The sequence below is a fragment of the Streptomyces sp. NPDC003023 genome, assembly GCF_042888225.1.
In the GTDB taxonomy this organism is placed as follows: domain Bacteria; phylum Actinomycetota; class Actinomycetes; order Streptomycetales; family Streptomycetaceae; genus Streptomyces.
Genome location: NZ_JBIAPL010000006.1, coordinates 54,409 through 77,784 on the forward strand (window position 1 = coordinate 54,409; position 23,376 = coordinate 77,784).

The window sequence follows — 23,376 nt, forward strand, 5'->3', positions numbered from 1 at the left end:
CAACGGGCAGGCCGTAGGTTCCATCGGAACCCCCAACCTGCCCGTAGGGGAAGTCCCCCGGCGCCGTCGTCCCGCTACGCGGTCACGATGTTCACCAGCTTCGGCGCCCGCACGATCACCTTGCGGATGCCCGCGCCGCCCAGCGCGCCGACGACCGCCTCGTCACCCAGGGCCAGTGCCTCCAACTCCTCGTCCGTGATGGACGGGGAGACCTCCAGACGTGCCTTGACCTTGCCCTTGATCTGCACGACGCAGGTGACCGTCTCGTCCACGACGTACGCGGGGTCGGCGACCGGGAAGCGGGCGTACACGACCGAGTCGTCGTGACCCAGCTTGCGCCACAGCTCCTCCGCGATGTGCGGCGCCAGCGGGGCGATCAGCAGCACCAGGCGCTCGGCGACCAACCGCGACAGCGGGCCGCCGGTCTTGGTCAGGTGGTTGTTCAGCTCGGTGATCTTGGCGATCGCCGTGTTGAACCGCATGTCGGCCAGGTCCTGGCCTGCGCCGTCGATCGCCTTGTGCAGGGCGCGCAGGGTGCTCTCGTCGGGCTCCGCGTCCACGACGGTGACCTCGCCGGTCGACTCGTCGACAATGTTGCGCCACAGCCGCTGCAGCAGGCGGTACTGGCCGACCACGGCGCGGGTGTCCCACGGGCGGGAGACGTCCAGGGGGCCCATCGCCATCTCGTACAGGCGCAGGGTGTCCGCACCGTACTCGGCGCACATCTCGTCCGGGGTGACCGCGTTCTTCAGCGACTTGCCCATCTTGCCCAGCTCGCGCTTGACCGGCTCGCCCTCGAAGAAGAACTTGCCGTCCCGCTCCTCGACCTCGGTGGCGGTCACCGGGAAGCCGCGGCTGTCCCGGTAGACGTACGCCTGGATCATGCCCTGGTTGTACAGCTTGTGGAACGGCTCGACGGACGAGACGTGTCCCAGGTCGAACAGCACCTTCGACCAGAAGCGGGCGTACAGCAGGTGCAGCACCGCGTGCTCCGCACCGCCCACGTACAGATCGACGCCGCCGTGCGGCTGCCCCTCGCGCGGCCCCATCCAGTACTGCTCGATCGCGGGGTCGACCAGCCGCTCGCTGTTGTGCGGGTCCAGGTAGCGCAGCTCGTACCAACAGGAACCGGCCCAGTTGGGCATGGTGTTGGTCTCGCGGCGGTACTTCTTCGGGCCGTCGCCCAGGTCCAGGGTCACGTTGACCCAGTCCTCGTTGCGCGACAGCGGCGTCTCCGGCCGGGTGTCGGCGTCGTCCGGGTCGAAGGTGCGCGGCGAGTAGTCGTCGACCTCCGGCAGCTCCAGCGGCAGCATCGACTCGGGCAGCGCGTGCGCGACCCCGTCCTCGTCGTAGGCGATCGGGAACGGCTCGCCCCAGTAGCGCTGCCGGCTGAACAGCCAGTCGCGCAGGCGGAAGTTGATGGTCCCCTCGCCGATGCCCTTGCCGACCAGCCATTCGGTGATCCGCGCCTTGGCCTCGGCAACGTCCAGGCCGTCCAGCGAGACCTCGTCGTTGGAGGAGTTGATCGCCGGGCCCTGCCCGGTGAACGCCTCGCCCTCCCAGTCCTCGGGCGGCTGGACGGTGCGGACGATCGGCAGCTCGAAGGCCTCGGCGAACTCCCAGTCGCGCTCGTCCTGGCCGGGCACGGCCATGATCGCGCCGGTTCCGTAGCCCATCAGCACGTAGTCGGCGGCGAAGACGGGGATACGGGTGCCGGTGACCGGGTTCAGCGCGTAGGCACCGGTGAAGACACCGGTCTTGTCCTTGTGCTCGGTCTGGCGCTCGACGTCGCTCTTCGTCTGGGCCTGCTTGCGGTACGCGGCCACGGCGTCGGCCGGGGTGGCGGCACCGCCGGTCCAGGCGTCCTTGACGCCCTCCGGCCACGCGGCGGGCAGGATCGAGTCGATCAGACCGTGCTCGGGCGCCAGCACCATGTAGGTGGCGCCGAACAGGGTGTCGGGGCGGGTGGTGAACACGGTGATCTTCGCGTCGGGGCTGCCGTCGACGGTGAAGTCGACGCGCGCGCCCTCCGAGCGGCCGATCCAGTTGCGCTGCTGCAGCTTGATGGCCTCGGGCCAGTCCAGCGCGTCCAGATCGTCCAGCAGCCGGTCGGCGTACGCGGTGATGCGCATGTTCCACTGGCGCAGCTTGGACTTGAAGACCGGGAAGTTGCCGCGCTCGGAACGGCCGTCGGCCGTCACCTCTTCGTTGGCCAGCACGGTGCCCAGCCCCGGGCACCAGTTGACGGGCGCGTCGGAGGCGTACGCCAGCCGGTACTCGCCCAGGACCTCGGCACGCTCACGGGAGCTCAGCGAGCTCCACGCCCGGCCTCCGGGCACCTCGCGGGTGCCGTCCTCGAACTGGCCGACCAGCTCGTCGATCGGGCGGGCCCTCTTCGCCTGCTCGTCGTACCAGGAGTTGAAGATCTGCAGGAAGATCCACTGGGTCCACTTGTAGTAGTCCGGGTCGATCGTCGCGACCGAGCGACGCTTGTCGTGGCCCAGACCCAGGCGGCGCAGCTGCGCCTTCATGTTCCGCATCGCCTCTTCGGTGGAGACCCGCGGGTGCGTGCCGGTGGCGACCGCGTGCTGCTCGGCCGGCAGGCCGAAGGCGTCGAAGCCCAGGGTGTGCAGGACGTTGTGCCCGGTCATGCGCTGGTGACGGGCGAAGACGTCGGTCGCGATGTACCCAAGGGGGTGGCCGACGTGCAGCCCCGAACCCGACGGGTACGGGAACATGTCCATGATGAATTTCTTGGGCCTGTCCACCTGGGCGGGGTCCCCGGCCAGGTCGCCGCTCGGGTTGGGCGCCTCATAGGTGCCCTCCGCGTCCCAGAAGTCCTGCCAGCGTGCCTCGATGTCGGCCGCCATGGCAGCCGTATAACGATGCGGGGCCGCTGTCTCAGCAGCCGAGTTCATCTCGCTCATGATCCTTGAAGCTCCATCGATCGTCTCTGCCGACTGCCGGCCGATTCACGTACCAGGAAATGAAAAATCCCCTCGCACAGGAGGGGACGCCGCGCCGATTCCGACCGGATTTCTCATCCGCCGGGACTGATCAGCGCGGCTCGGTAAGCAGAAGGCGTACGGCACGCATGGCGTCAGGGTACCGCAGCGCGGGAACGGCTCGCATTGGTGTCCGTCAGGCGTCCGCCGGACACCTGGACGTCGACTTCGGGCCACCTCGGGCGATCAAGCCGTCCCGGTTACTCCGCGTATCAACCCTATCCAGGGCAACCCCCGAGTCAGTTGTGCTGACTTCACCGCGATAAACCTCGAAACCGCGTTCCACTTGGTCGGGCCGACCTAGAGTGCGTCAACGGGACAGCTTTCCCGCACCATTCGGAGTCGCCCCATGAACCCTCGTCTCAAGATGCGTTTGCCGTCCGGTCCGGACCGCGGATCAAGCCGCCAGGTGCAAGGCGGTCTCTCCGTGGCCGCGTTGGTGCTCCTACCCCTGATCGCCGTCAAAGGAAGCGACAGTTTCCGCGCCACGCTCGACTTCACCACCGGAGTCCTCTCCCTGGTGTCCCTCACCGCTTCCGTCGCCTGGGGCCTCATAGCCACCGACCGTCTGCTGCTCTCCCCGCGCCACCGACTGCTCGCGCAGGGCATCCACCGGGCGACCGCCATCGCCTCGCTCGGCTTCCTGCTGCTGCACGCCACCGTGAAGGTGTCGCTCGGGCATGTGCCGCTGCTCGGCGCACTGATCCCGTTCGGGCTGGGTGTCACCAGTACGGAGGTGCTCATCGGCTTCGGCTCGCTGGCCGGGTTCCTGATGGTCGTCGCCGGCACCACCGGGGCTCTCCGCAGCGCCCTGGCCGGCAACATCCGCGTCGCCGGCCGCTGGCGGCCGCTGCACATGCTGGCCTACCCGGCCTGGTGCTTCGCCCTCGTGCACGGTCTGTACACCGGCCGCCCCGCCGCGACATGGGTCGTGACCATGTACTGCCTGGCGCTCACGGGCGTCGCAGCGGCAGTGTCCGTGCGCCTGATGCCGCGCCCCGTCCAGCGCCGGATCGCCGCGAGGATCATGACCCTGACCGGGGGCGCCGGCGCTGACGGACCCGCCGCCGCGGACGAGCAGGCACAGCGTGATCTGATCACCGCTCCGCTCCCCGGCATCGGCTCGATGAACGGGACGGGCCGCCCGGCCGTACCCGCAGGCATGGACCGCATGGAGCGCATGGACCGCATGACCGGCGCGATGAACGGAATGCCGTCGCAGCGTCCGTACGAACAGGACTTCCCGCCACCCCTCGGCCAGGCGCGCGCCCAGCCCCCCAGGCTCGCCGCGCCCTCGCCGCAGTTGTACGAGGCACCGCGGCCGCAGGACGACGAACCGGCCGCCGCGCCGGAGCACGGCGGCGTCACAGGCCGTCGCAGGGGCATGTCCGCCGCATACCGCGCGGTCTCGCTGGCAGGCGAGCCGGCACCCCCGCTCGCCGAGCGCGTGCCGATGACCGAGGAGATACCCGTGGTGCCGGAGACGGGCCCCGCCGCCTCCGGCTGGCCGACGCCCTCACCGGCGCCGCCGACCCGGTCCGTCCGGCCGGACGCGGCCGCACCCGCCTACGACACCCCTCCCCCGCCGCTCTTCGACGCCACGCCCTCGTACCAGACCCCTCCGGCGTCGTACGGCGGCCGCGCGCCCTACGACACGACCTCCTCGTACGACACGGGTGGAGTCCCCGCGTACGGCAGTGGCGACGCCCGTGCCCACGACACCGGCGGCGTCCCCTCTTACGAGGCGACGGCAAACGCCACCCCGCCCGTCCGGCCCACCACGTACGACACCACCGGCGGCTACGAGCCGCCCCCGAGCGTCTCCACGTCTCCTTACGACAACCGAACCTCGTACGACGACCGGCCCTCGTACGACGCCGGCAACGTCGCCGCGTACGACGAGACAGCACCGATGCCCGGCCCCCTCTTCCGGCCCCCGGCCGGAGAGCCCTGGCACGCACCAGCAGGAGAACGACCGTGAACGCGCCCCTCCCCGACGTCCCCGAGGTCCGCGTCGTCGGCCTTCCCCAGCTGACGCAGGGGTTCGACCTCGTCGACCGGCTCGACCTGCCCATGCACCTCAAGGTGCACGGGCCGCTCGAGCCCGTGAGCGGCGAGCGCCTCGCACAACTCGCGGAGGACATATCCCTCACCGGACGCGGCGGCGCCGGCTTCCCCTTCGGCAGGAAGCTGCGCGCGGTCGCCAAGTCCGCGATCCGCCGCGGCGTACGGCCGGTGGTCGTCGTCAACGGAAGCGAGGGCGAACCCGCCTGCCGCAAGGACACCGTGCTCCTCAACCGCGCGCCGCACCTGATCCTCGACGGCGCGCTGCTGGCCGCGGAGGCCCTCGGCGCACGGACCCTCGTCGTCGCGGTCACCCGCAACTCGACGGAGATCTCCATGCGCGCGGCGCTCGCCGAGCGCGGCCTCGCCGACCGGCGCGGCCAGGCCCTGCGCGCCCGAGTGGTACGCACCCCGGAGCGCATGGTCTCCGGCGAGGCGTCCTCCGTCATCCGGGCCGTCAACGGCGGCCCTGCCCTGCCGCCCGGCCGCCGCGTGCGCGCGGCCGAGACGGGTGTAGGCGGGGCTCCCACTCTGCTGTCCAACGCCGAGACCTTCGCTCAGCTCGCCGTCGCCGCCCGCATCGGCGCCCGCCGCTACAGCCACACCGGCCTGGACTCCGAACCCGGCACGGTCATGCTGACGATCTCCGGGGCCGTGGCCCGCCCGATGGTCGTCGAGGTGCCGACGGGTGTGCCGCTGCGGTACGTGCTCCAGTTGGCGGGGGCGCCGCCGCAGCCTCAGGGCGTGCTGACGGGTGGCTACCACGGCAACTGGATCGACGCGGCCGCCGTGCACGAGGCGGTCGTCTCCAAGGAGTCGCTGGCCTCCGTGGGCGGCGCGCTGGGCGCGGGCGCGATCCTGCCGATCGGCCCCGAAACCTGTCCGCTGGGCGAGGCGCTGCGGGTGGCCAACTGGCTGGCCGCGGAGACCGCCGGGCAGTGCGGCCCCTGCAAGCTGGGGCTGCCCGCCGCGGCCGGCGGCCTGGCCGATGTGATGAACGGCGGCGGGCCGGCGGCGCTGGAGGCGCTGCGCGAGGTCACCCAGGCCGTCAAGGGCCGCGGCGCGTGCAAGCACCCCGACGGTTCGGCCCGCTTCTTCGCCTCGACACTGTCCGCCTTCACGGACGATCTTGCCGCGCACGTCCTGCACGGCGGCTGCGGACGCGACACGACGGGTGTGCTGCCCCTGCCGCTGCCCGGTTACGAAGAGGCGGAGGAGTCGATCCCGAGCGGCGAGAAGATCTTCGTCGACTGGACGCTCTGTCAGGGCCACGGGCTGTGCGCCGACATCATCCCGGAGCTGATCCGCCTCAACCCCGACGGCTTTCCTTCGGTGGCGGACGCGATGGTTCCCACCCATATGCGGGGACGGGCACAACGAGCCGTGCGCCGCTGCCCCGCCCTCGCGATGCGGATCGAACAGGTCGCCCCCTCCGGACCGACGCCCCCGCCCGCACGGGCGGCTCTGCCCGGCAGCAGCCGCAAGGCGCTGGGCAGCGGGCGGAGTTGACGGCGTCCCCCGTACAACAGTGAAGCGGGCCACCCGGATCGGGTGGCCCGCTTCACTGTCTTCTGTGGAGCTAAGGAGAATTGAACTCCTGACCTCCTGCATGCCATGCAGGCGCTCTACCAACTGAGCTATAGCCCCTTGCTGTGTAGCCGCTCCGCTTCCGGGTTTCCCCCGCGGCGGCGACGTAGAGAACATTAACGCCCTCTCCGCCGCATCTCCAAATCGTTTCCGCGCCCGCCCGGAACATCCGGGATCACCCCTTTCGCGCACCGGCGGACAGATGGGGCGAATCCGTCAGGCCGTCAGGTCGTCGGACTGCTGGACGCCGGCCCGCTCAGGCCGTCGGACCGCTCAGACCACTCAGGCCGCGTCAGGCCGTCGCGAACGAGTAGAAGCGCTTGAGGGTGCAGTGCTCGTCGAGCAGCCGGCCGTAGATCGGTTCGCCCTCGAGCTCGCGGTAGGTCTCGATGGGGTCGCCCTTTATGATCAGCGCCCGCGCGCACTCCTCGCACCAGTACTGGAACTCGGGGTTGACCGGATCCATGTCCCTGACGATCGGCGTACCGCTGCCGCACCAGTCGCATTTCCGCCTGTGTGCACCCATCACTCAGCTCCAGCTGTGGCCGCAGGCCGTGCACACGTAGGAAACGCCGCCGTTGTCCCCGAGGACCTGGGCGACATGGGCAGAACCACAGGAAGGGCAGCTGAGGCGAGCACATGCCTCCGCCGTGGCAAGCAGGTCATCGGCAGCCTCCCCGGCTTCCTCGCCGCTGGCGGACATCGTGCGCTCCCTCCCGTACCGCCGGTGTCCCCTCCGGCCGTCCGATTCTGCCATGGCCACGCACCGTGGTCAGCGGCGTTTGCGTAGCAGATCGGCCATGCTTCCGCCGCGGGACCGAAGGTCCGTGCCGGAAGTGGACACGTCCGGGGAGTATGAAGAATCCCGCCCCCTCGAAGGGGACGGGATCCGATTGTGGAGCTAAGGAGAATTGAACTCCTGACCTCCTGCATGCCATGCAGGCGCTCTACCAACTGAGCTATAGCCCCGCGTGTTCTTCGCGCTCCGCGCTGCGAACAAGAAGAACTTTAGCCTGCGACCTGCCGGAAAGTGAAATCCGGGTTCGCGCACCGCCCGGAAGGTGTGCTCGGACCCGGCCGACCGCTCAGGTGTCGTCGCCGAGCACCGGCTCCGGCAGGGTGCCCGCGTTGTGCTCGAGCAGCCGCCAGCCCCGCGCGCCTTCGCCCAGCACCGACCAGCAGCAGTTCGTCAGCCCGCCGAGGCTCTCCCAGTGGTGGGACTCGAGGCCCAGCAGCCTGCCGATGGTCGTACGGATGGTGCCGCCGTGGCTGACGACGACGAGCGTGCCGTTCTCCGGCAGCTTGTCGGCATGGTGCAGCACGACCGGAGCCGCCCGGTCCGCGACCTCGGTCTCCAGCTCGCCGCCGCCGCGCCGGACCGGCTCGCCGCGCTTCCAGGCGGCGTACTGCTCGCCGTACCGCGCGACGATCTCCTCGTGGGTCAGGCCCTGCCAGGCGCCCGCATAGGTCTCGCGCAGCGCCGCGTCGTAGGAGATGTCGATCCCGGTGACGCCGGCCAGCTCGCCCGCCGTCGCCGCGGCGCGCTTGAGGTCGGAGGCCAGGATCGCGTCCGGGTTCAGCGAGGCGAGCAGCCGCGCGGCGCGGCGCGCCTGGGAGATTCCGGCCTCGGTCAGCTCGATGTCCGTGGAGCCCTGGAAGCGGCGCTCCAGGTTCCACGCGGTCTGACCGTGGCGCCACAGGACGATGCGCCGGCCGCGGCCGGGCTTCTTGTTCGCGAGGCCGCCGGTCGCGCCACCGCTGCCGATGCCGTTCAGCTCTGATCCCCTTCCGCGTCACCGCCGGTGAGCTTCGCGTGCTCCTGAGCCTTGCCGCGGGTCTTCTGGGCGTCCTCCGGGAGCGTGAGCTCCGGGCAGTCCTTCCAGAGCCGCTCGAGGGCGTAGAAGACCCGCTCCTCGCTGTGCTGGACGTGCACCACGATGTCGACGTAGTCGAGCAGGATCCAGCGGGCGTCGCGGTCGCCCTCGCGGCGGACCGGCTTGGCGCCGAGCTCCTTGTTCAGCCGCTCCTCGATCTCGTCGACGATCGACTTGACCTGGCGGTCGTTGGGAGCGGAGGCGAGCAGGAAGGCGTCGGTGATGGAGAGCACATCGCTGACGTCGTACGCGATGATGTCGTGCGCGAGCCGGTCGGCCGCCGCCTGGGCGGCAGCGTTGACAAGCTCGATGGAGCGATCCGTGGCGGTCACAGGCAGGCTTTCGTCGGCGGTCAAGAACCCTTCAAGGGTCTCACGGACCGCCGACAGCACACGCAACGATGCTCAGGGCCCCGCCACGGACCGGGTCACTCGTCGTCCCCGTCCTTGAAATCGGGACCGAGGACGACGGAGACGTCGGCGTTGGTGGCGGGCTTGCCCTTCTTCACCGCATCGGCCGGCAGGCCGAGGGTCTTGGCCACCTCCTCAGCCTTGGCCTTCTGGGCGTCGTCACCGTAGGTGACTTCCGAAGCGGCGACGGTGTCGGCCTTGCCGCCGTCGATGACGTTGTAGCCGCCGTTGATCAGAGCCACCCGCGCCTTCTCGGTGGCCGTGTCGTTCCCGCTGCCGTTCTTGATGCCGACCCGGACGGTGTCACCCGGCTCCGGCGCGCTGACCGACCCGCCCAGGACGTCCTTGATCACGCTGCTCGCGGCCTGATCGCTGAGCGTGCCGTCCTGCTGGACCGGCAGCACCGCGGTCCGGTAGTCGCCGCCCTTCGCGCGCTCGGCGAGCTTGGCGAGGGAGGCGCCGAGGTCCCGTTCCTTCAGCGAGGGGTCGAGGATCTGCCCCAGCGTCTCCACGACCACGGTCGCCGACTTGGGGTCGTCCGGGAGCTTCTTGAGCACCGCCTGCATGACCTGGCCGAAGCGCATCAGTTGCTTCTCCTCGGCCTCACCGGGGGCGAGGTGAGTGGCGTAGGCGACGGCCGCCCGCCCGTTGAGGGTCTGGTTCTCCCCCTTCTTCACCAGGGGCGCGTCACCCTTGTTCGCGCCGGGCACCTCGGAGTCGGTGGTCAGGTCGATCGTGCCGACCAGTTCGACGAGATTCTCCAGGAAGGGGGTGTCGAGCCGCCAGGTGCCCGAGATCTCGGCGCCGAACAGGGTGCCGATGGCCTCACGAGTGCCGGTGGATCCGTCGTCCTCGACGGACTTGGCGAGGGTGGTGGCGGTGCCGTCGTCGTTGGCGACGGAGAGGGTGTTCGGCAGCAGGACGGTGGTGCCCTGCCGGGTGGTGACGTTGTCGACGAGGAGGGCGGTGGAAGTGCCCTCCTTCTTGGTGTTGTGCAGGTGCACCACGATGACGTCGCGCTTCTGCGGACCGGCCGCCGCCTCGCTCTTCGTGTCGGAGCCGGAGAGGCCGGGCAGCTTGCCGGCGTACCAGAGGTAGCCGACGCCGCCGACGAGCAGGAGGGCCAGCGTGACCACGAGGGCGACGAGACGGTTGCGGCCGCGGCGCTTGGCCTCCTCGCGGCGCTCCGACCGGCTCTCGGTGAACTTGAGCCAGTCGATGACGTCCTCGGAGTCCTCGTCCGGCTCCTCGATGAACGAGAACTGCTCGGTCTCGTAGGGGCGCTCGGACTCCGCGCCGGACCGGCGCTGCTCCGGTACCGCGGCCGGTTCCGAGGCGGTCGGGGCGGGTCGCTGCGGAGGTCGCTGCTGCTGCGACGGCGGCGGCTGCTGCTGTGGCTGCTGCTGCTGAGGGACGTTCCACTGGGCGGTGGCGTCGACGGCGGCCTGGGTACCGGTGTCGTAGTCGTACCCCGCCTGACCACTCGCGTACGGGTCGTACTGACGACCGTGACCGGACGGCGCCTGGGGGGCGGGAGCGTACGGGTCGTAGCCGGGGCCCCGGGCGCGGCCGTAGTCCTGCTCGGCGCCGTATCCCTGCTGCGTGGAGTGGCCCTGCTGGTCCGGGGTGTAACCCTGCTGGTCCGGCGCGTGTCCCGTCTGCTCAGACGGGTACCGCTGCTGGTTCGGCGGGTACCCCCGCTGGTCCGGCGCGTAGTCCTGCTGGGCGGACGCATAGCCCTGCCCCGATCCGTAGCCCTGCCCGGAGTCGTAGGAAGCAGACGCCTGCCCGCCCTGCTGCCCAGAGTGTCCGTCCTGCTGCTGTGCGTAGGGGTCGTACTGCTGGGGCTGCTGATAGACCGGCTGTCCGTACTCGTCGTAGCCGATGATCTGCGGCTGGTTGTACGGGTCGTATGGATTGTGCTGGTCGTTCAACGGTGCCCCTCTCCGCGGCTCATTCGCCGCGGTACAACTGGCGCTTGTCGATGTAGCGCACCACGCCGTCCGGCACCAGATACCAGACCGGGTCCCCCTGGGCGACTCTCTTCCTGCAGCCGGTCGACGAGATCGCCAGCGCCGGCACCTCCACCAGGGAGACACCGCCCTCGGGCAGTCCGTCGTCCGTCAGATCATGGCCCGGCCGGGTCACCCCGATGAAGTGGGCGAGCGAGAACAGTTCAGGGGCGTTCCGCCAGCCGAGGATCTGGGACAGCGCGTCGGCACCCGTGATGAAGTAGAGGTCCGAGTCCTTGTTGAGGGCGCGCAGGTCCCGCAGCGTGTCGATCGTGTACGTCGGGCCACCGCGGTCGATGTCGATACGGCTCACCGAGAACTGCGGGTTGGACGCCGTGGCGATGACCGTCATCAGGTAACGGTCCTCTGCCGGTGACACGTTCCTGTGGGTCTTCTGCCACGGCTGCCCGGTCGGTACGAACACCACCTCGTCGAGGTGGAAGAGGGCGGCCACCTCGCTGGCGGCCACCAGGTGCCCGTGGTGGATCGGGTCGAACGTCCCGCCCATCACTCCGAGTCGGCGCTTGCCCGAACCGGAGCCGGCGCCGGAGCCCGAGGCCGCTATCTGCTCTCCCATGCGTGCAGAGCCTACTGGCACCGGCCGCCGGACACGGCTCAGCGGTCGCGGTTGAAGCGGGTGGTGATCCACAGCAGCAGCATCAGCGCGATGAAGGCGCCGATGCCGGTGACGTACGGGCTCAGGCTCGCGTGGTTGCCGCCGTGCTCGGCGCCCTCGGCGAGAGTGACCAGGTTGGCGGCGGTGCCGGTGAGGCTCATCTTCAACAGGACCTATCGATCGGGAGTGGGAGCGGTGAGACTTCGCGGACATCGTATGCGGGCCGCCCGGGCACGCTCACGCCGACTCAGTCGTTGTGCATCCCGCAGGCTCGGCCGACGGGGGTTCTCGGAGTTGTCCACAGGCCCCACCGTGCCGCGGACCCAACATCTACGCTGGGTCCGTCAGGGGGACGAGCGAGGATTCGCACCAATCAGGGGGCACGATGACCAACAGCCACGAGCAGGTACCGAGCCGGCAGCGCAAGCGCTTCCCCGGGATCTCCTCACGGGCGTACGAACACCCCGCCGACCGCTCGGCGCTCGTCGCGCTGCGCAAGCTCAGCGGCTTCGACACCGTTTTCAAGGCGCTCAGCGCACTGCTTCCCGAGCGCAGCCTGCGACTGCTCTTCCTCTCCGACTCGGTCCGGGTGAGCGACGCCCAGTTCGCCCATCTCAACGACATGCTGCGCGACGCCTGCTACATCCTGGACCTGGAGAAGGTCCCCGCGATGTACGTGACGCAGGACCCGCGCCCCAACGCCATGTGCATCGGCCTCGACGAGCCGATCATCGTCGTCACCACCGGGCTCGTGGAGCTGCTCGACGAGGAGGAGATGCGGGCCGTGGTGGGCCACGAGGTGGGCCACGCCCTCTCGGGCCACTCCGTCTACCGCACGATCCTCCTCTTCCTCACCGGCCTGGCGCTCAAGGTCGCCTGGATCCCGCTGGGCAATGTGGCGATCATGGCGATCGTCACGGCGCTGCGCGAGTGGTTCCGCAAGTCGGAGCTGTCCGCCGACCGCGCGGGTCTGCTGGTGGGCCAGGACCTCCGCGCGTCGATGCGCGGCCTGATGAAGATCGCCGGTGGCAACCACCTGCACGAGATGAACGTGGACGCCTTCCTCAAGCAGGCGGAGGAGTACGAGTCCGGGGGCGACCTGCGCGACTCCGTGCTCAAGATTCTGAACGTGCTCCCCCGCTCGCACCCCTTCACCACGGTGCGCGCCGCCGAGCTGAAGCAGTGGGCCGAGAGCCGCGACTACCAGCGGATCATGGACGGTCACTACCCCCGCCGCAGCGAGGACAAGGACACCTCGGTCAGCGACTCCATCCGCGAGTCCGCCTCGCACTACGCCGAGTCGGTGCGCACCAGCAAGGACCCCCTGATGAAGCTCGTCGGCGACATAGCGGGCGGCGCCGGGGACCTCGGCGGCAAGCTCAGGGACAAGTTCATGGGCAACGGCGGTGCGGGCGGCGAGGCCAACGGCAGCGGTGCGGCAGGCGGGAGCGACGGCAAGGACGCGCCGGGCAAGGACGCGCCGGGCGGCGCTCAGGGCGAGGGCTGAGCCTCAGGGGCGAGTGACCCGCACAGTGCCGCGGTTGCCCGGCCCGTCGCGTACGGGTCGGTGTCGGCCGGGCCGTCGGAGTCCGCGCGCTGGCCGGCCAGCAGCGGACTCATCACGCCCGAGGCGTCGGACGAGCACGCCTGCGGCCCGGCCTGGACGTAGCTGGCCCGCACCTCCAGGCGGTGGTGCGTCAGATCGTCCCGGCCGAAGCGGTAGCTCAGCTCGCGGCGGACGGTGAACAGTGAGGCCTCGTCCGCGCCCGTCTCACCGCCCGTGGCGGCCCGCCGCAGCGCGTAGACGAAGGTGTGGTCGGAGATGATCTCCAGGGTGCCCGCCTCCGTCTCGGTGACGTCCAGCGTGCCCTGCACCCGCACGTCAGGGGTGGCCGGCGCGACCTTCGCCGGGTCGAAGCGCACCAGCCACCCGGTCGCGGCGTGCCGGCCATCGGCGGCAGGCGAGGCGATGCTCCGGTCGAACTGCGGCATCTGGTCCGGGTGGATCAGCGCGCGCACGGGCTGGACGGTGTCACCGGCGAGGACGGCGGGGTCGAGCGAGGACGCCACGAGATAGTCCTTGACGGTCGCGAGTGCCGTCATCACCTGCTCCTCCGTGAAGTGCTCGGTGCGACGGACGGGCGGCATGGTGATTCCGGCGGCGCCGGTCCGGAACTGATCGGCCGGGCTGTGTTCGAAGAGATTCGCCGGGGTGCCGCCCGGCACGGTCCCTTGTGGCGCGAGCGGGACCAGGGTGATCCGCACCTGCTCCGCCTGTCTGCCCGGAGCGGGCTGGTACGGGTGGCGGACGCCCAGGTAGATCGCGGCGCCGAAGGCGATGACGACGAGGAGGAGAAGCAGCAGGATCTGCCGGGGGGCACGCCTGGCCTTCCAGGCGGGAAGGCTGCGTACGGCCGGTGCGTGCTCGCCCATCCGCTCCACGGCGGAGAATTCCTGGACACGGGCAGCACGGATGAACGACTCGTCGAAGACGACCGATCCGTACTCGTCCTCTCCGCCGCCGGGGAGCCCCTCGGGATTCCCCTCGGGCGGGTCTCCACGCCCAGCCATACTTTCAGGGTAGGTCTGGCGGGTGGATGGTAAACGCGCTGGTACGCGACAAGTTCTGACGAGTTCTCACCAAGTTGCGCAGCGGTGGCTCCGGGGTTAACAGGCGTCCCGCCGGGCCGCCGTGGCGTCCGCCCGGGAGGACCGGTGCGCCGGATCAGAGGTCAGCGCGGCGGCGCCGTGGAGATCCGTGAGGCGGAGCGTTCGAGCGGGATCGCGGGGCCGTTGCCCCGTCCGCTGACCGTGGCCCCGGTCGGGGGCGCGTCCACCCCGGTCCTGGCGGGCTGCGGCACGGGCTCCTGGCGGTTGTTGCCCGAGGCTCCGCGGTAGACGGCCGTGAAGGCGAGGGCGACCATCCCGATGCCCATCAGCAGGGCCAGGATCCAGGCGACCGGCCGGTGCCAGCGCGCGCTGCCGCGGTACGGGCGCAGCGCGCCGCCGTGGCGTCCGTAGGGACCTCCCCAACCACCGTCGGGGCCGGTGTCCTCGTCGTCCTCGTCGTCGTGGTCGTAACCATGGCGGCGGTGACCGGCGGCGTATCCGCTGTCGTAGGGGTCGTCGTCGGAGGAGTGGCCTCGTGGGCCGGAGCGGGCGGCCTCCGCCGCGGCGCGCGCCTCCGCGGCTGCCAGCAGCCGCTCCACCGCGGTCGGTTCGTGGATCTTGGCGGCCCGTACGAAGTCCTCGTCGAACACCACGGTGGCGAAGTCCTCGTCCGCGCCCCCGCGGTCGACAGAGTCCTCGGGGTCCCCGCCGTCCTGGAACGGCCTGCCCCCCACGTCGTCCGGCACGTCTTCAGAGTAGACCTGAGGAGCCGATTTGGGCAGGGAGAGGGCAAACTCTCCCCGCCCGGGTGACAGAGGGCCGTCCGGGTGACGCCACGCCCGGCCCGGCGAAGGTCACCGCGTGTGGCCGTCGCCCGTCACGATGTACTTCGTAGAGGTCAGCTCCGGCAGCCCCATCGGGCCACGGGCGTGCAGTTTCTGGGTCGAGATCCCGATCTCGGCGCCGAAGCCGAACTGGCCACCGTCGGTGAACCGTGTGGACGCGTTCACCGCGACGGTCGTCGAATCCACCAACTGGGTGAACCGCCGGGCCGCCGCCTGCGACGTGGTGACGATCGCCTCGGTGTGACCGGACGACCAGAGCCGGATGTGGGCGACGGCGGACTCGAGCGACTCGACGACGGCCGCCGCGATGTCGTAGGAGAGGTATTCGGTCTCCCAGTCCTCCGTGGTGGCGGGCACGATCGTGGCCTTGGTGGCGTCCGCGTACTCGATGACACGCTCGTCGCCGTGCACGGTCACTCCGGCATCCGCGAGGGCGTCCAGCGCACGCGGCAGGAAGGCGGCGGCGACATCCTTGTGGACGAGCAGGGTCTCCGCGGCGTTGCAGACGCTCGGGCGCTGGGCCTTGGAGTTGATCAGGATCTCGACGGCCATGTCGAGGTCCGTCTCCGCGTCGACGTAGACGTGGCAGTTGCCGGTGCCCGTCTCGATGACGGGGACGATGGACTCCTCGACGACGGTGCGGATCAGGGAGGCGCCGCCGCGCGGGATCAGCACGTCGACCATGCCGCGGGCGCGCATCAGTTCCCGTACGGAGTCGCGGTTCTCGCCCGGCACCAATTGCACCGCGTCGGCCGGCAGCCCGGACCCGCCGACCGCGTCCCTCAGCACCCGTACGAGGGCCTTGTTGGAGGAGTACGCGGAGGACGAGCCACGCAGCAGCACGGCGTTGCCCGACTTCAGGCAGAGCGCGGCGGCGTCGACGGTGACGTTCGGCCGGGCCTCGTAGATGATGCCGACGACCCCGAGGGGGACGCGCACCTGGCGCAGGTCGATGCCGTTGGGCAGGGTCGAGCCGCGTACCACCTCGCCCACCGGGTCCGGCAGCGCGGCGACATAACGCACGTCGGCGGCGATGGCCCTGACCCGCTCGGGGGTGAGGGTCAGCCGGTCGACGATCGCCTCGCTGGTGCCGGCCTCACGGGCGCGGGCGATGTCCTCTGCGTTGGCCTCGACGATCTCGCTCGTACGGACCTCGAGGGCGTCGGCCATCGCCAGCAGCGCGTCGTCCTTGGCCGATCGCGGCAGCGGCGCGAGGTCGGCGGCCGCTGCGCGGGCCCGGTAGGCAGCCTGGGCGACCGGGGACATGTTGTCGTACGGCGAAACGGAAGAGAGCGACGTCATACGTGCAGCGTAATGCGCCGTTGGCGGACATCCGGCCCGTATTCCGCAGTCCGAGACGACGGGCCCGGCAGCCGGGCGTACCGGCCGCCGCACGGGAAGGCCGGGGGCTCCCACGGGCAGGCCGGGGGTCTCGCACCGGAGGGACTAGGGGAGCCCCCCGAAAAGACCGGGCACACGGGGAACGCGGAGCCGGGCAGCCGGGACCCCCTGGGCGGCCCGGCACGCCAACGCTCCGCACCCCGAGAACGCCGGGGGCCGGACACTCCGAAGCCGCAGGGATGCCCCGCCCCACTGGTTCAGAAGGGGTGCACGCCCACCGGTGCCGCGGGCGGCGGACCGTAGCCCTCCGCCACGCGCTGGTGGTAGGTCTGCCGGTCGATGACCTCGAGGCCGACGATCTCCCACGGCGGCAGCTTGGCCGTGGAACGGTGCTCGCCCCACAGCCTCAGGGCGACGGCGGCCGCGTCGTGCAGGTCACGCGCCTCCTCCCAGTAGCGGATCTCCGCGTGATCGTTGGCGTACCGGCTGGTGAGGAGGAACGGATGGTCGTGGGCCAGTTGCTCCAGGCCGCGCCGGACCTCCTTCAGCGGAGCCTCTGTGCCCGAGACACTGAGGGTGATGTGCCACAGGCGGGAGAGCACACGCTCCTCGGTGCTGCCGCCGGGCCGTGTCCCGGTGTCCGCGGCCTCGGCCTCCGTCTCGGTCCCGGTGCCGTTCCCGGCCCCGACACTGGTCAGGGCCCGCTCCTCGCCCACCGCCCGGCGGGCAAGGTGCGGCCTGCCGTTCCCTCGGGGCGCATCCCCTGGGCGCGCTCGTCTCACCGGCGGCCTCCCTGCTGCTGCGTTGTGCTGGTCGTCATGCCGAACCCCGCGAACCCCCGCAACAAAGTTGACCAGCCCACGGCGGAGCGTGTGGCGGTTTTGGTAAAGGTCTCTGCCGGATGGTGGGACTTTCCGCCTTTTCAGGGCTCGAGGACGACGAGATCGTCCCTGTGTACGACTTCCCGTTCGTACTCCGGGCCCAGCTCCCTGGCCAGTTCCCTGGTGGAGCGGCCGAGCAGTTGGGGGATCTCCTTCGCGTCGAAGTTGACCAGTCCGCGGGCGACCGCCCGCCCTGCGGCGTCGCGCAGCTCCACCGGGTCCCCGGCACTGAACTCGCCGTCGACGGCGGCGATCCCGGCGGGCAGCAGCGACTTCCGGCCCACCACCACGGCTCGTACGGCGCCTTCGTCGAGGGTGAGGGAGCCCTGTGGGGTGGATGCGTGCGCGAGCCACAGCAGCCGGTCGGCCGAGCGGCGGCCGGTCGCGTGGAAATAGGTGCCGGTCGCCCGGCCGGCGAGGGCGTCGGCGGCCCGGCTGGCGGAGGTGAGGACGACCGGCATGCCGGCGGCGGCGGCGATCCGGGCCGCCTCGACCTTGGTGACCATGCCACCGGTGCCGACGCCCGCCTTGCCCGCGCTGCCGATCTGCACATGGGCGATGTCCTCCGGACCACGCACCTCCTCGATGCGTGAGGTGCCGGGGCGTGCCGGGTCCCCGTCGTACAAGCCGTCGACGTCCGAGAGCAGGACCAGCAGGTCGGCCCGTACGAGGTGGGCGACGAGCGCGGCGAGCCGGTCGTTGTCGCCGAAGCGGATCTCGTCGGTCGCGACGGTGTCGTTCTCGTTGACCACGGGCAGCGCGCCCATGGTCAGCAGTTGGTCCAGAGTCCGGTACGCGTTGCGGTAGTGGGCCCGGCGGCTGGTGTCGTCACTGGTGAGGAGCACCTGACCGACGCGGACGCCGTAGCGGGCGAAGGAGGCGGTGTAGCGGGCGACGAGCAGCCCCTGGCCGACACTCGCGGCGGCCTGCTGGCGGGCCAGGTCCTTGGGACGGCGGGCCAGGCCGAGCGGTGCGAGGCCGGCCGCGATGGCACCGGAGGAGACCAGCACTATCTCCTTCTCGCCGCCGCTGCGGATCTTGGCGAGAACGTCGACGAGGGCGTCCACCCGGTCCGCGTCCAGCCCGCCGGCCGCGGTGGTCAGAGACGACGAACCGACTTTGACGACGATCCTGCGGGCCTGGGTCACGTACTGTCTTGCCACTGTCACGAACCGAATCTATGTCAGAGCAGGTCACGCCCGCGCGGGCATTCCGCCCGCTGGACAGGCGCCCGAAGCCCGCGACGGCCGGCCCGCCTGCCGGACGGACCGCCCCGAAGGGCTGTGCGCCACGCCGTCCGGCTGCCGTAACCGCCCGCGCCCCACGGCAGTTGGAAAGCTTGCGGTTGCCGGATCAGGGCAACCCGTTCGGGACAGCGGATAGGGTGGCCGCGGGCGGTGGCACGCGCCCGCACCGACCTGCCTCCGGCCCTACTTCGACTCGGGTTCCCACAAGAGACGGGGCACAGCAGTGTCGGTCAGAGTGAGCGTTGTCATCCCGGTGTACAACCCCGGGAAGTACCTCGATCCGTGTATCGAGTCGCTGGTGGCGCAGACGCTGCCGGCCGAGGAGTTCGAGGTGCTGTTCGTCGACGACGGCTCCACGGACGACACGCCCGAGCGGCTCGACAGGCTGGCCGAGGAGCATCCCCACTTCCGGGTGATCCACATTCCGAACTCCGGCTGGCCGGGCAAGCCGCGGAACGTCGGCGTCGCCGAAGCCAGGGGTGAGTACGTCCAGTTCCTCGACCAGGACGACCACCTGGGGACCGACGCGCTGCGCCGCCTCTACGACATGGGCCACCGCAACGGCTCGGACATCGTCATCGGCAAGGTGGCCAGCAACTTCCGGGGCGTTCCGCACGGCGTCTTCCGTACGAACCGGGAGAAGTGCACGCTGCGCGACGCGCCGCTGTTCGACAGCCTCACGCCGCACAAGATGTTCCGCACCGCGTTCCTGCGCGAGCACGGCATCGCCTACCCCGAGGGCAGGCGCCGCCTCGAGGACCAGCTGTACATGATGAAGGCGTACTTCCCCGCCCGGGTCGTCTCGATCCTCGGCGCGTACACCTGCTACTACTACTCGAAGCGTGACGACGGCAAGAACGCCGGTTCGGCGAAGCTCGAGCCGGCCGGCTACTACGGCAACCTCCGTGAGGTCCTCGACGTGGTCGTCGCCAACACCGAGCCGGGTCCGCTGCGAGACCGCGTGCTGCGGCGCTTCTACCGTGTCGAGATGCTCGGCCGCCTGAGCGAGCCGGCCGTCCTCAAGTACGACGACGACTACCTGCGCGAGATGACGTCGGCCGTGCGGCCCCTCGCCCTGGAGTTCATGGACGACGCGGTGCACGACGGGCTGGGCCCGCTGCTGCGCACGCGTTCCACTCTGCTGCGTGAGGACGACGCGGAGGGACTGGTGCGGCTCGCCCGGCTCGCGTCCTCCGTCAAGGGTGCGGTGCGGCTCGAGAACGTCGCCTGGGAGTCCGACGGCCGGATCGCGGTCACCCTCGCGGCACGGCTCGTGCACGGCGAGAGCGGTATGCCCGTGAAGCTGCTGCGCCGCGACGGCAGGCTGTACGTGCACCCCGACGTCACGTCCGGTTTCCTGCCCGGCGGCGCTCTCCTCGACATCACCGACGACCTGGACGGTTTCAAGGCCGAACTCTCGTTGCGCGACCGGGAGAAGGCGGTCGAATGGCCCTGCCCGGTCAAGCTCGAGGTCCGGGTCGAGACGCCGGGCGGGGACGAGGAGACGCAGGAGGAGAACGAGAAGGCCGGCCTCTGCGAGGTCGTGCTGCGCGGAACGGGACATCTGGCCCCCGAGCGTGTCCGCAAGGGCCGCGGCCGCCTCCCCCGCGGTTTCTGGGACGCCTGGGTGACGGTCCGCGGCCTCGGCCTGGTGCGCAAGGTGCGGCTGGGCGCGGACCGGGCCGAGCAGGTGGACGGCCAGTGCCTGCCCGCGCTGCTGTCCTCGCCCGCCCGCCCGGTGATCCCGTACTTCACCGATCCGCACGGCAATCTCACGCTCGACGTCGCGCGCCGGGCCAAGAAGGTCGTCTCGTACCTGAAAGGGCGGCCCCTGCTGTGCCTGCCCGGGCGCTCGCCGCAGCTGCGACTGGACCTGGTCACCACCACCGGCACCGCCCCCTCGAAGGTGGAACTGGTGCTGACCAAGCCGTCCGGGGCGACCGATCAGGCGGAAGAGGCCGAGGTGGCGGAGGTCCCGGTGGCGCACTCGTTCGCGCGCACGCTGCGTCCCGTGCAGAGCCGTGCGCATCTGACCCTGCCACGGCGGCTCGAGGGCGCCCCCGCCGGCACCTGGCGGCTCGGTGTCCGGCTCGACGGGGACAAGGCCCCGGCCCTGGCGCTGTGCACGGTCGACATCGACGACCGGGGTCGTTTCCGGCTGGACGAGAGCCTCCCCGCACCGGACACGGCCCTGTTGCGGCAGCTGACGGCGCATCGGCGCCGGGCCGCGCTGCGGCAGGTCGTACGCGCCGTGGCCGGCCCCGCGGTCCGCAGGCTGCCGTCCGCGGGACGCAGGAAGGTGCGCCGGTTCGCGGCACGGGTGCTCGGATGACGGGCGGGCCGGCGGGACCGGCCACTGACATGTGACCGGAACGAGGAAGGGTTCAGATGCGGCAGCTCTCGATCGCGGGCGCCTGGGTTCACGAGCCGAAGGTCTTCCCGGACAGCCGGGGCAGCTTCCACGAGTGGTTCAGAGGAACCGACTTCGAGCGGACCGTCGGCCACGGCCTGCGGCTCGCCCAGGCCAACTGCTCCGTCTCGAGCAGAGGCACGCTCCGCGGCCTCCACTTCGCCGACGTTCCGCCGAGCCAGGCGAAGTACGTCAAGTGCGTCCGTGGCACCGTCCTCGACGTCGTCGTGGACATCAGGGTGGGCTCGCCGACGTTCGGCCGGTGGGACGCGGTCCGTCTCGACGACGTCGACCACCACAGCGTCTACCTGTCGGAGGGGCTCGGCCACGCGTTCATGGCGCTGACGGACGAGGCCACGGTCGTCTACCTCTGCTCCGAGGGATACGCCCCGGAACGGGAGCACGGCATCGACCCCCTCGATCCGGCACTGGCCATCGAGTGGCCGCAGGACGTCTCCCCCGTGCTCTCCGACAAGGACGCCGCCGCGCCGTCGCTGGCCGAGGCGGGCCGTCGCGGCATGCTGCCGCGGTACGACGAGTGCCAAGCCTTCTACGCGGAGCTCGGCGCACGGGGCTAGCGCACGGGCGGCGCACGGGGCCGGCGGCACGGGCGGCGCACGGGGCCAGCGGCGCGCCGAGCCGGTGCGGGCGGCGCGCGTACGCCCCGAGGCCGGGCGGGCCTCGGGGCGCACGGAAACCGGTGCGGGGAGAACCTCAGCCGGTGAGCCTCTCGAGGCTCCTGCGCACCGGCACGAAGGCGGAACGCGGGCGGCGCAGGGTGCGGGCCCTGATCAGAGCGGGCCAGAAGTCGGCGCCGAGCAGCGCCTCCGGCTGGACGGCGTGCTTGCGGACGAGCACCTCCTCCGGCACGTCCTGCGGGTCCGGCACGACGAACTCCTCGATGATCTTGTCGTACGCGTTCTTGAGCACGGTGTTCTCCGGGTCGGCGCCGAAGACCGCGACGACGCCGGTCGGCGCGGTGTCGATCTCGACGACGACCAGGTCGGGGCGGTACTTCCGCAGGACCTGGACGACCTTGTAGACATCGCCGGCCCAGAATTTGGTGTGCCGGTCCCGCGCCGCCTCGTCCACGCTCCTCGGGAGCATGTCGTCGAGCACGATCACGCTCGACCAGCGGGAATGCCGTTCGACATTCATGAAGTCGCGCAGCGCGTACTCGAAGAGATGCATTCCGTCGATGAACGACAGTTCGAGTTTCGGTTCTCCACCGAGCGCGTTCAGCGGGTCCTTGCGGGCCAGCGCACGGAACGGATTACGGCCGGTGCGCAGATGTACCAGCGGATCCTTGCGGGCGAAGAAATCGTCACTGGTCGCTCTCACGAGGTGGACATCACAGCTGATACTCGTCACCACGCGGAACGCAGGATCGACCGCGACGGAGGGAACCCGGGAAAGCGCCAGACTGCGCCCGTCGTTGACCCCGATCTCGAGATAGTTCCGGGGTTTGTACGTGCGGTGCAGCTGACGCAGGAAGCCGTGGCGATCCACCGATGGAGCCCTTCACTGAGAATCAAATTGATTGATTCCCACCGAAGTTAGCGTGAACGCAGCCTGCACGTAAATGTCTACCGACCGGTAGCACCCGTTCCGCGCTCAGCTAGGAGCAATGCGGGGAACGCTTCAGCGAGCGCCTCACGCCAGTCGCGAATGGGTTCGACGCCGGTGCCCTGCCAGCCCCGGTGACCCAGCACGCTGTACGAGGGCCGTGGCGCCGGCCGGACGAACGCGGCGCTGGTCGTCGGGCGCACCCGGCCCGGATCGGCGCCCAGCAGCCGGAAGATCTCCCGGGTGAACCCGTACCAGGTGGTGTCGCCGCGGCTGGTGCCGTGGTGCACTCCCGCCGGCACGGTCCCGGCCTGCGCGCCCCGCCCCAGCCGTACGAGCAGACCGGCGAGGTCCGCGGTCCAGGTGGGCTGACCGCGCTGGTCGTCGACGACGTCGACGGTGTCCCTGGCCGACTCGAGTCCGATCATGGTGCGGACGAAGTTCGGGCCGCCCGCGCCGTAGAGCCAGGCCGTGCGCACCACATGGCCGGTTTCCGGAAGCAGTTCGAGCACCGCCCGCTCACCTGCCAGCTTGGTGCGCCCGTAGGCGCTGCGCGGCGCGGCGGGGGCGTCCTCCGCGTAGGGTTCGGCGGCGTCCCCGGCGAAGACGTAGTCGGTGGACAGGTGCAGCAGCACCGCGCCGCTCTCCTTGCACGCTTCCGCCAGGACGCGCGGTCCCGTGCCGTTGACCGCGAGCGCGGCCTCCTCCTGTTCCTCCGCGCCGTCGACGTCGGTCCACGAGGCGCAGTTCACGACCACTGCGGGCCGGTGGGCCGCCAGCGCGGACCGCACACCGTCCGGGTCCGTGATGTCGAGGTCGGCCCGTGCGGCGGCCACCGCGCGGACCCCGTCGGCCGCCAGGCGGACGAGGACGTCCCGGCCGAGCATGCCGGCGGCACCGGTGACGAG

The 23,376-nt window shown here is 70.7% G+C and carries 19 protein-coding genes and 2 tRNA genes; 5 read left to right on the forward strand and 16 right to left on the reverse strand.

Going from position 1 to position 23,376, the window contains the following annotated elements:
• Positions 1–74: 74 nt before the first annotated feature.
• Entirely contained in the window at positions 75–2,927 is a 2,853-nt protein-coding gene (gene leuS / locus ACFYV1_RS20610; protein WP_389396963.1) for a leucine--tRNA ligase, read from the reverse strand.
• A gap of 505 nt (positions 2,928–3,432) precedes the next feature.
• Here leuS and ACFYV1_RS20615 point away from each other — a divergent pair.
• Together ACFYV1_RS20615 and ACFYV1_RS20620 are read left to right on the forward strand one after the other, a co-directional pair.
• Positions 3,433–4,986 carry a hypothetical protein gene (locus tag ACFYV1_RS20615; protein WP_389396964.1) on the forward strand — a complete coding sequence of 518 codons (1,554 nt, stop codon included), beginning with the start codon at positions 3,433–3,435 and terminating at the stop codon, positions 4,984–4,986.
• On the forward strand, positions 4,983–6,578 hold the full coding sequence (locus ACFYV1_RS20620; RefSeq protein WP_389396965.1) for a ferredoxin: 1,596 nt from the start codon (positions 4,983–4,985) through the stop codon (positions 6,576–6,578). Before ACFYV1_RS20615 ends, ACFYV1_RS20620 begins: the two co-directional genes overlap by 4 nt.
• Before the next feature lie 65 nt (positions 6,579–6,643).
• On the opposite strand, the gene ACFYV1_RS20625 is transcribed toward ACFYV1_RS20620, so the two are convergent.
• From ACFYV1_RS20625 to ACFYV1_RS20660, 8 genes are all read right to left on the reverse strand, one after another.
• Positions 6,644–6,716 (reverse strand) — tRNA-Ala (locus ACFYV1_RS20625).
• A 232-nt stretch (positions 6,717–6,948) separates the two neighbouring features.
• On the reverse strand, positions 6,949–7,182 hold the full coding sequence (locus ACFYV1_RS20630; RefSeq protein ID WP_005317760.1) for a hypothetical protein: 234 nt from the start codon (positions 7,180–7,182) through the stop codon (positions 6,949–6,951).
• A gap of 370 nt (positions 7,183–7,552) precedes the next feature.
• Positions 7,553–7,625: transfer RNA gene (locus ACFYV1_RS20635), tRNA-Ala, on the reverse strand.
• Positions 7,626–7,741: 116 nt separating this feature from the next.
• On the reverse strand, positions 7,742–8,431 hold the full coding sequence (locus ACFYV1_RS20640; protein ID WP_389397288.1) for a histidine phosphatase family protein: 690 nt from the start codon (positions 8,429–8,431) through the stop codon (positions 7,742–7,744).
• The gene (gene rsfS / locus ACFYV1_RS20645) at positions 8,428–8,862 is read right to left on the reverse strand and encodes a ribosome silencing factor (protein WP_389396966.1); all 435 of its coding nucleotides are present in this window, start codon (positions 8,860–8,862) and stop codon (positions 8,428–8,430) included. Before rsfS ends, ACFYV1_RS20640 begins: the two co-directional genes overlap by 4 nt.
• 95 nt (positions 8,863–8,957) lie before the next feature.
• Complete coding sequence (locus ACFYV1_RS20650) at positions 8,958–10,874, reverse strand: LytR C-terminal domain-containing protein (protein WP_389396967.1); 1,917 nt, start codon at positions 10,872–10,874, stop codon at positions 8,958–8,960.
• 19 nt (positions 10,875–10,893) lie between these two features.
• Positions 10,894–11,529, reverse strand: a complete 636-nt coding sequence (gene nadD / locus ACFYV1_RS20655) for a nicotinate-nucleotide adenylyltransferase (protein WP_389396968.1) — start codon at positions 11,527–11,529, stop codon at positions 10,894–10,896.
• A gap of 38 nt (positions 11,530–11,567) precedes the next feature.
• On the reverse strand, positions 11,568–11,729 hold the full coding sequence (locus ACFYV1_RS20660) for a hypothetical protein (protein ID WP_389396969.1): 162 nt from the start codon (positions 11,727–11,729) through the stop codon (positions 11,568–11,570).
• A gap of 224 nt (positions 11,730–11,953) precedes the next feature.
• On the opposite strand from ACFYV1_RS20660, the gene ACFYV1_RS20665 reads away from it, so the two are divergent.
• Positions 11,954–13,075: a M48 family metallopeptidase gene (locus ACFYV1_RS20665; RefSeq protein WP_389396970.1), complete on the forward strand. Its 1,122-nt coding sequence runs from the start codon at positions 11,954–11,956 to the stop codon at positions 13,073–13,075.
• Here ACFYV1_RS20665 and ACFYV1_RS20670 read toward each other — a convergent pair.
• From ACFYV1_RS20670 to proB, 5 genes are all read right to left on the reverse strand, one after another.
• A complete protein-coding gene (locus ACFYV1_RS20670) occupies positions 13,060–14,139 on the reverse strand; it encodes a hypothetical protein (RefSeq protein ID WP_389396971.1) in 1,080 nt (359 codons plus the stop codon). The two genes, ACFYV1_RS20665 and ACFYV1_RS20670, sit on opposite strands and share 16 nt — an antisense overlap.
• A gap of 161 nt (positions 14,140–14,300) precedes the next feature.
• Complete coding sequence (locus tag ACFYV1_RS20675) at positions 14,301–14,924, reverse strand: hypothetical protein (protein WP_389396972.1); 624 nt, start codon at positions 14,922–14,924, stop codon at positions 14,301–14,303.
• A gap of 108 nt (positions 14,925–15,032) precedes the next feature.
• The gene (locus ACFYV1_RS20680) at positions 15,033–16,325 is read right to left on the reverse strand and encodes a glutamate-5-semialdehyde dehydrogenase (protein WP_389396973.1); all 1,293 of its coding nucleotides are present in this window, start codon (positions 16,323–16,325) and stop codon (positions 15,033–15,035) included.
• 296 nt (positions 16,326–16,621) lie between these two features.
• Complete coding sequence (locus tag ACFYV1_RS20685; RefSeq protein ID WP_389396974.1) at positions 16,622–17,146, reverse strand: hypothetical protein; 525 nt, start codon at positions 17,144–17,146, stop codon at positions 16,622–16,624.
• 140 nt (positions 17,147–17,286) lie between these two features.
• Entirely contained in the window at positions 17,287–18,414 is a 1,128-nt protein-coding gene (gene proB / locus ACFYV1_RS20690; RefSeq protein ID WP_389396975.1) for a glutamate 5-kinase, read from the reverse strand.
• Positions 18,415–18,727: 313 nt separating this feature from the next.
• Between proB and ACFYV1_RS20695 the strand changes: the two genes are divergently transcribed.
• Both ACFYV1_RS20695 and rfbC read left to right on the forward strand, forming a co-directional pair.
• The gene (locus ACFYV1_RS20695) at positions 18,728–20,824 is read left to right on the forward strand and encodes a glycosyltransferase family 2 protein (RefSeq protein ID WP_389396976.1); all 2,097 of its coding nucleotides are present in this window, start codon (positions 18,728–18,730) and stop codon (positions 20,822–20,824) included.
• Positions 20,825–20,880: 56 nt separating this feature from the next.
• Positions 20,881–21,480: a dTDP-4-dehydrorhamnose 3,5-epimerase gene (gene rfbC, locus ACFYV1_RS20700; RefSeq protein WP_389396977.1), complete on the forward strand. Its 600-nt coding sequence runs from the start codon at positions 20,881–20,883 to the stop codon at positions 21,478–21,480.
• A 136-nt stretch (positions 21,481–21,616) separates the two neighbouring features.
• On the opposite strand, the gene ACFYV1_RS20705 is transcribed toward rfbC, so the two are convergent.
• Positions 21,617–22,411, reverse strand: a complete 795-nt coding sequence (locus tag ACFYV1_RS20705) for a class I SAM-dependent methyltransferase (protein WP_389396978.1) — start codon at positions 22,409–22,411, stop codon at positions 21,617–21,619.
• A 77-nt stretch (positions 22,412–22,488) separates the two neighbouring features.
• The gene (rfbD, locus tag ACFYV1_RS20710) at positions 22,489–23,355 is read right to left on the reverse strand and encodes a dTDP-4-dehydrorhamnose reductase (RefSeq protein WP_389397289.1); all 867 of its coding nucleotides are present in this window, start codon (positions 23,353–23,355) and stop codon (positions 22,489–22,491) included.
• Between the last annotated feature and the right edge of the window lie 21 nt (positions 23,356–23,376).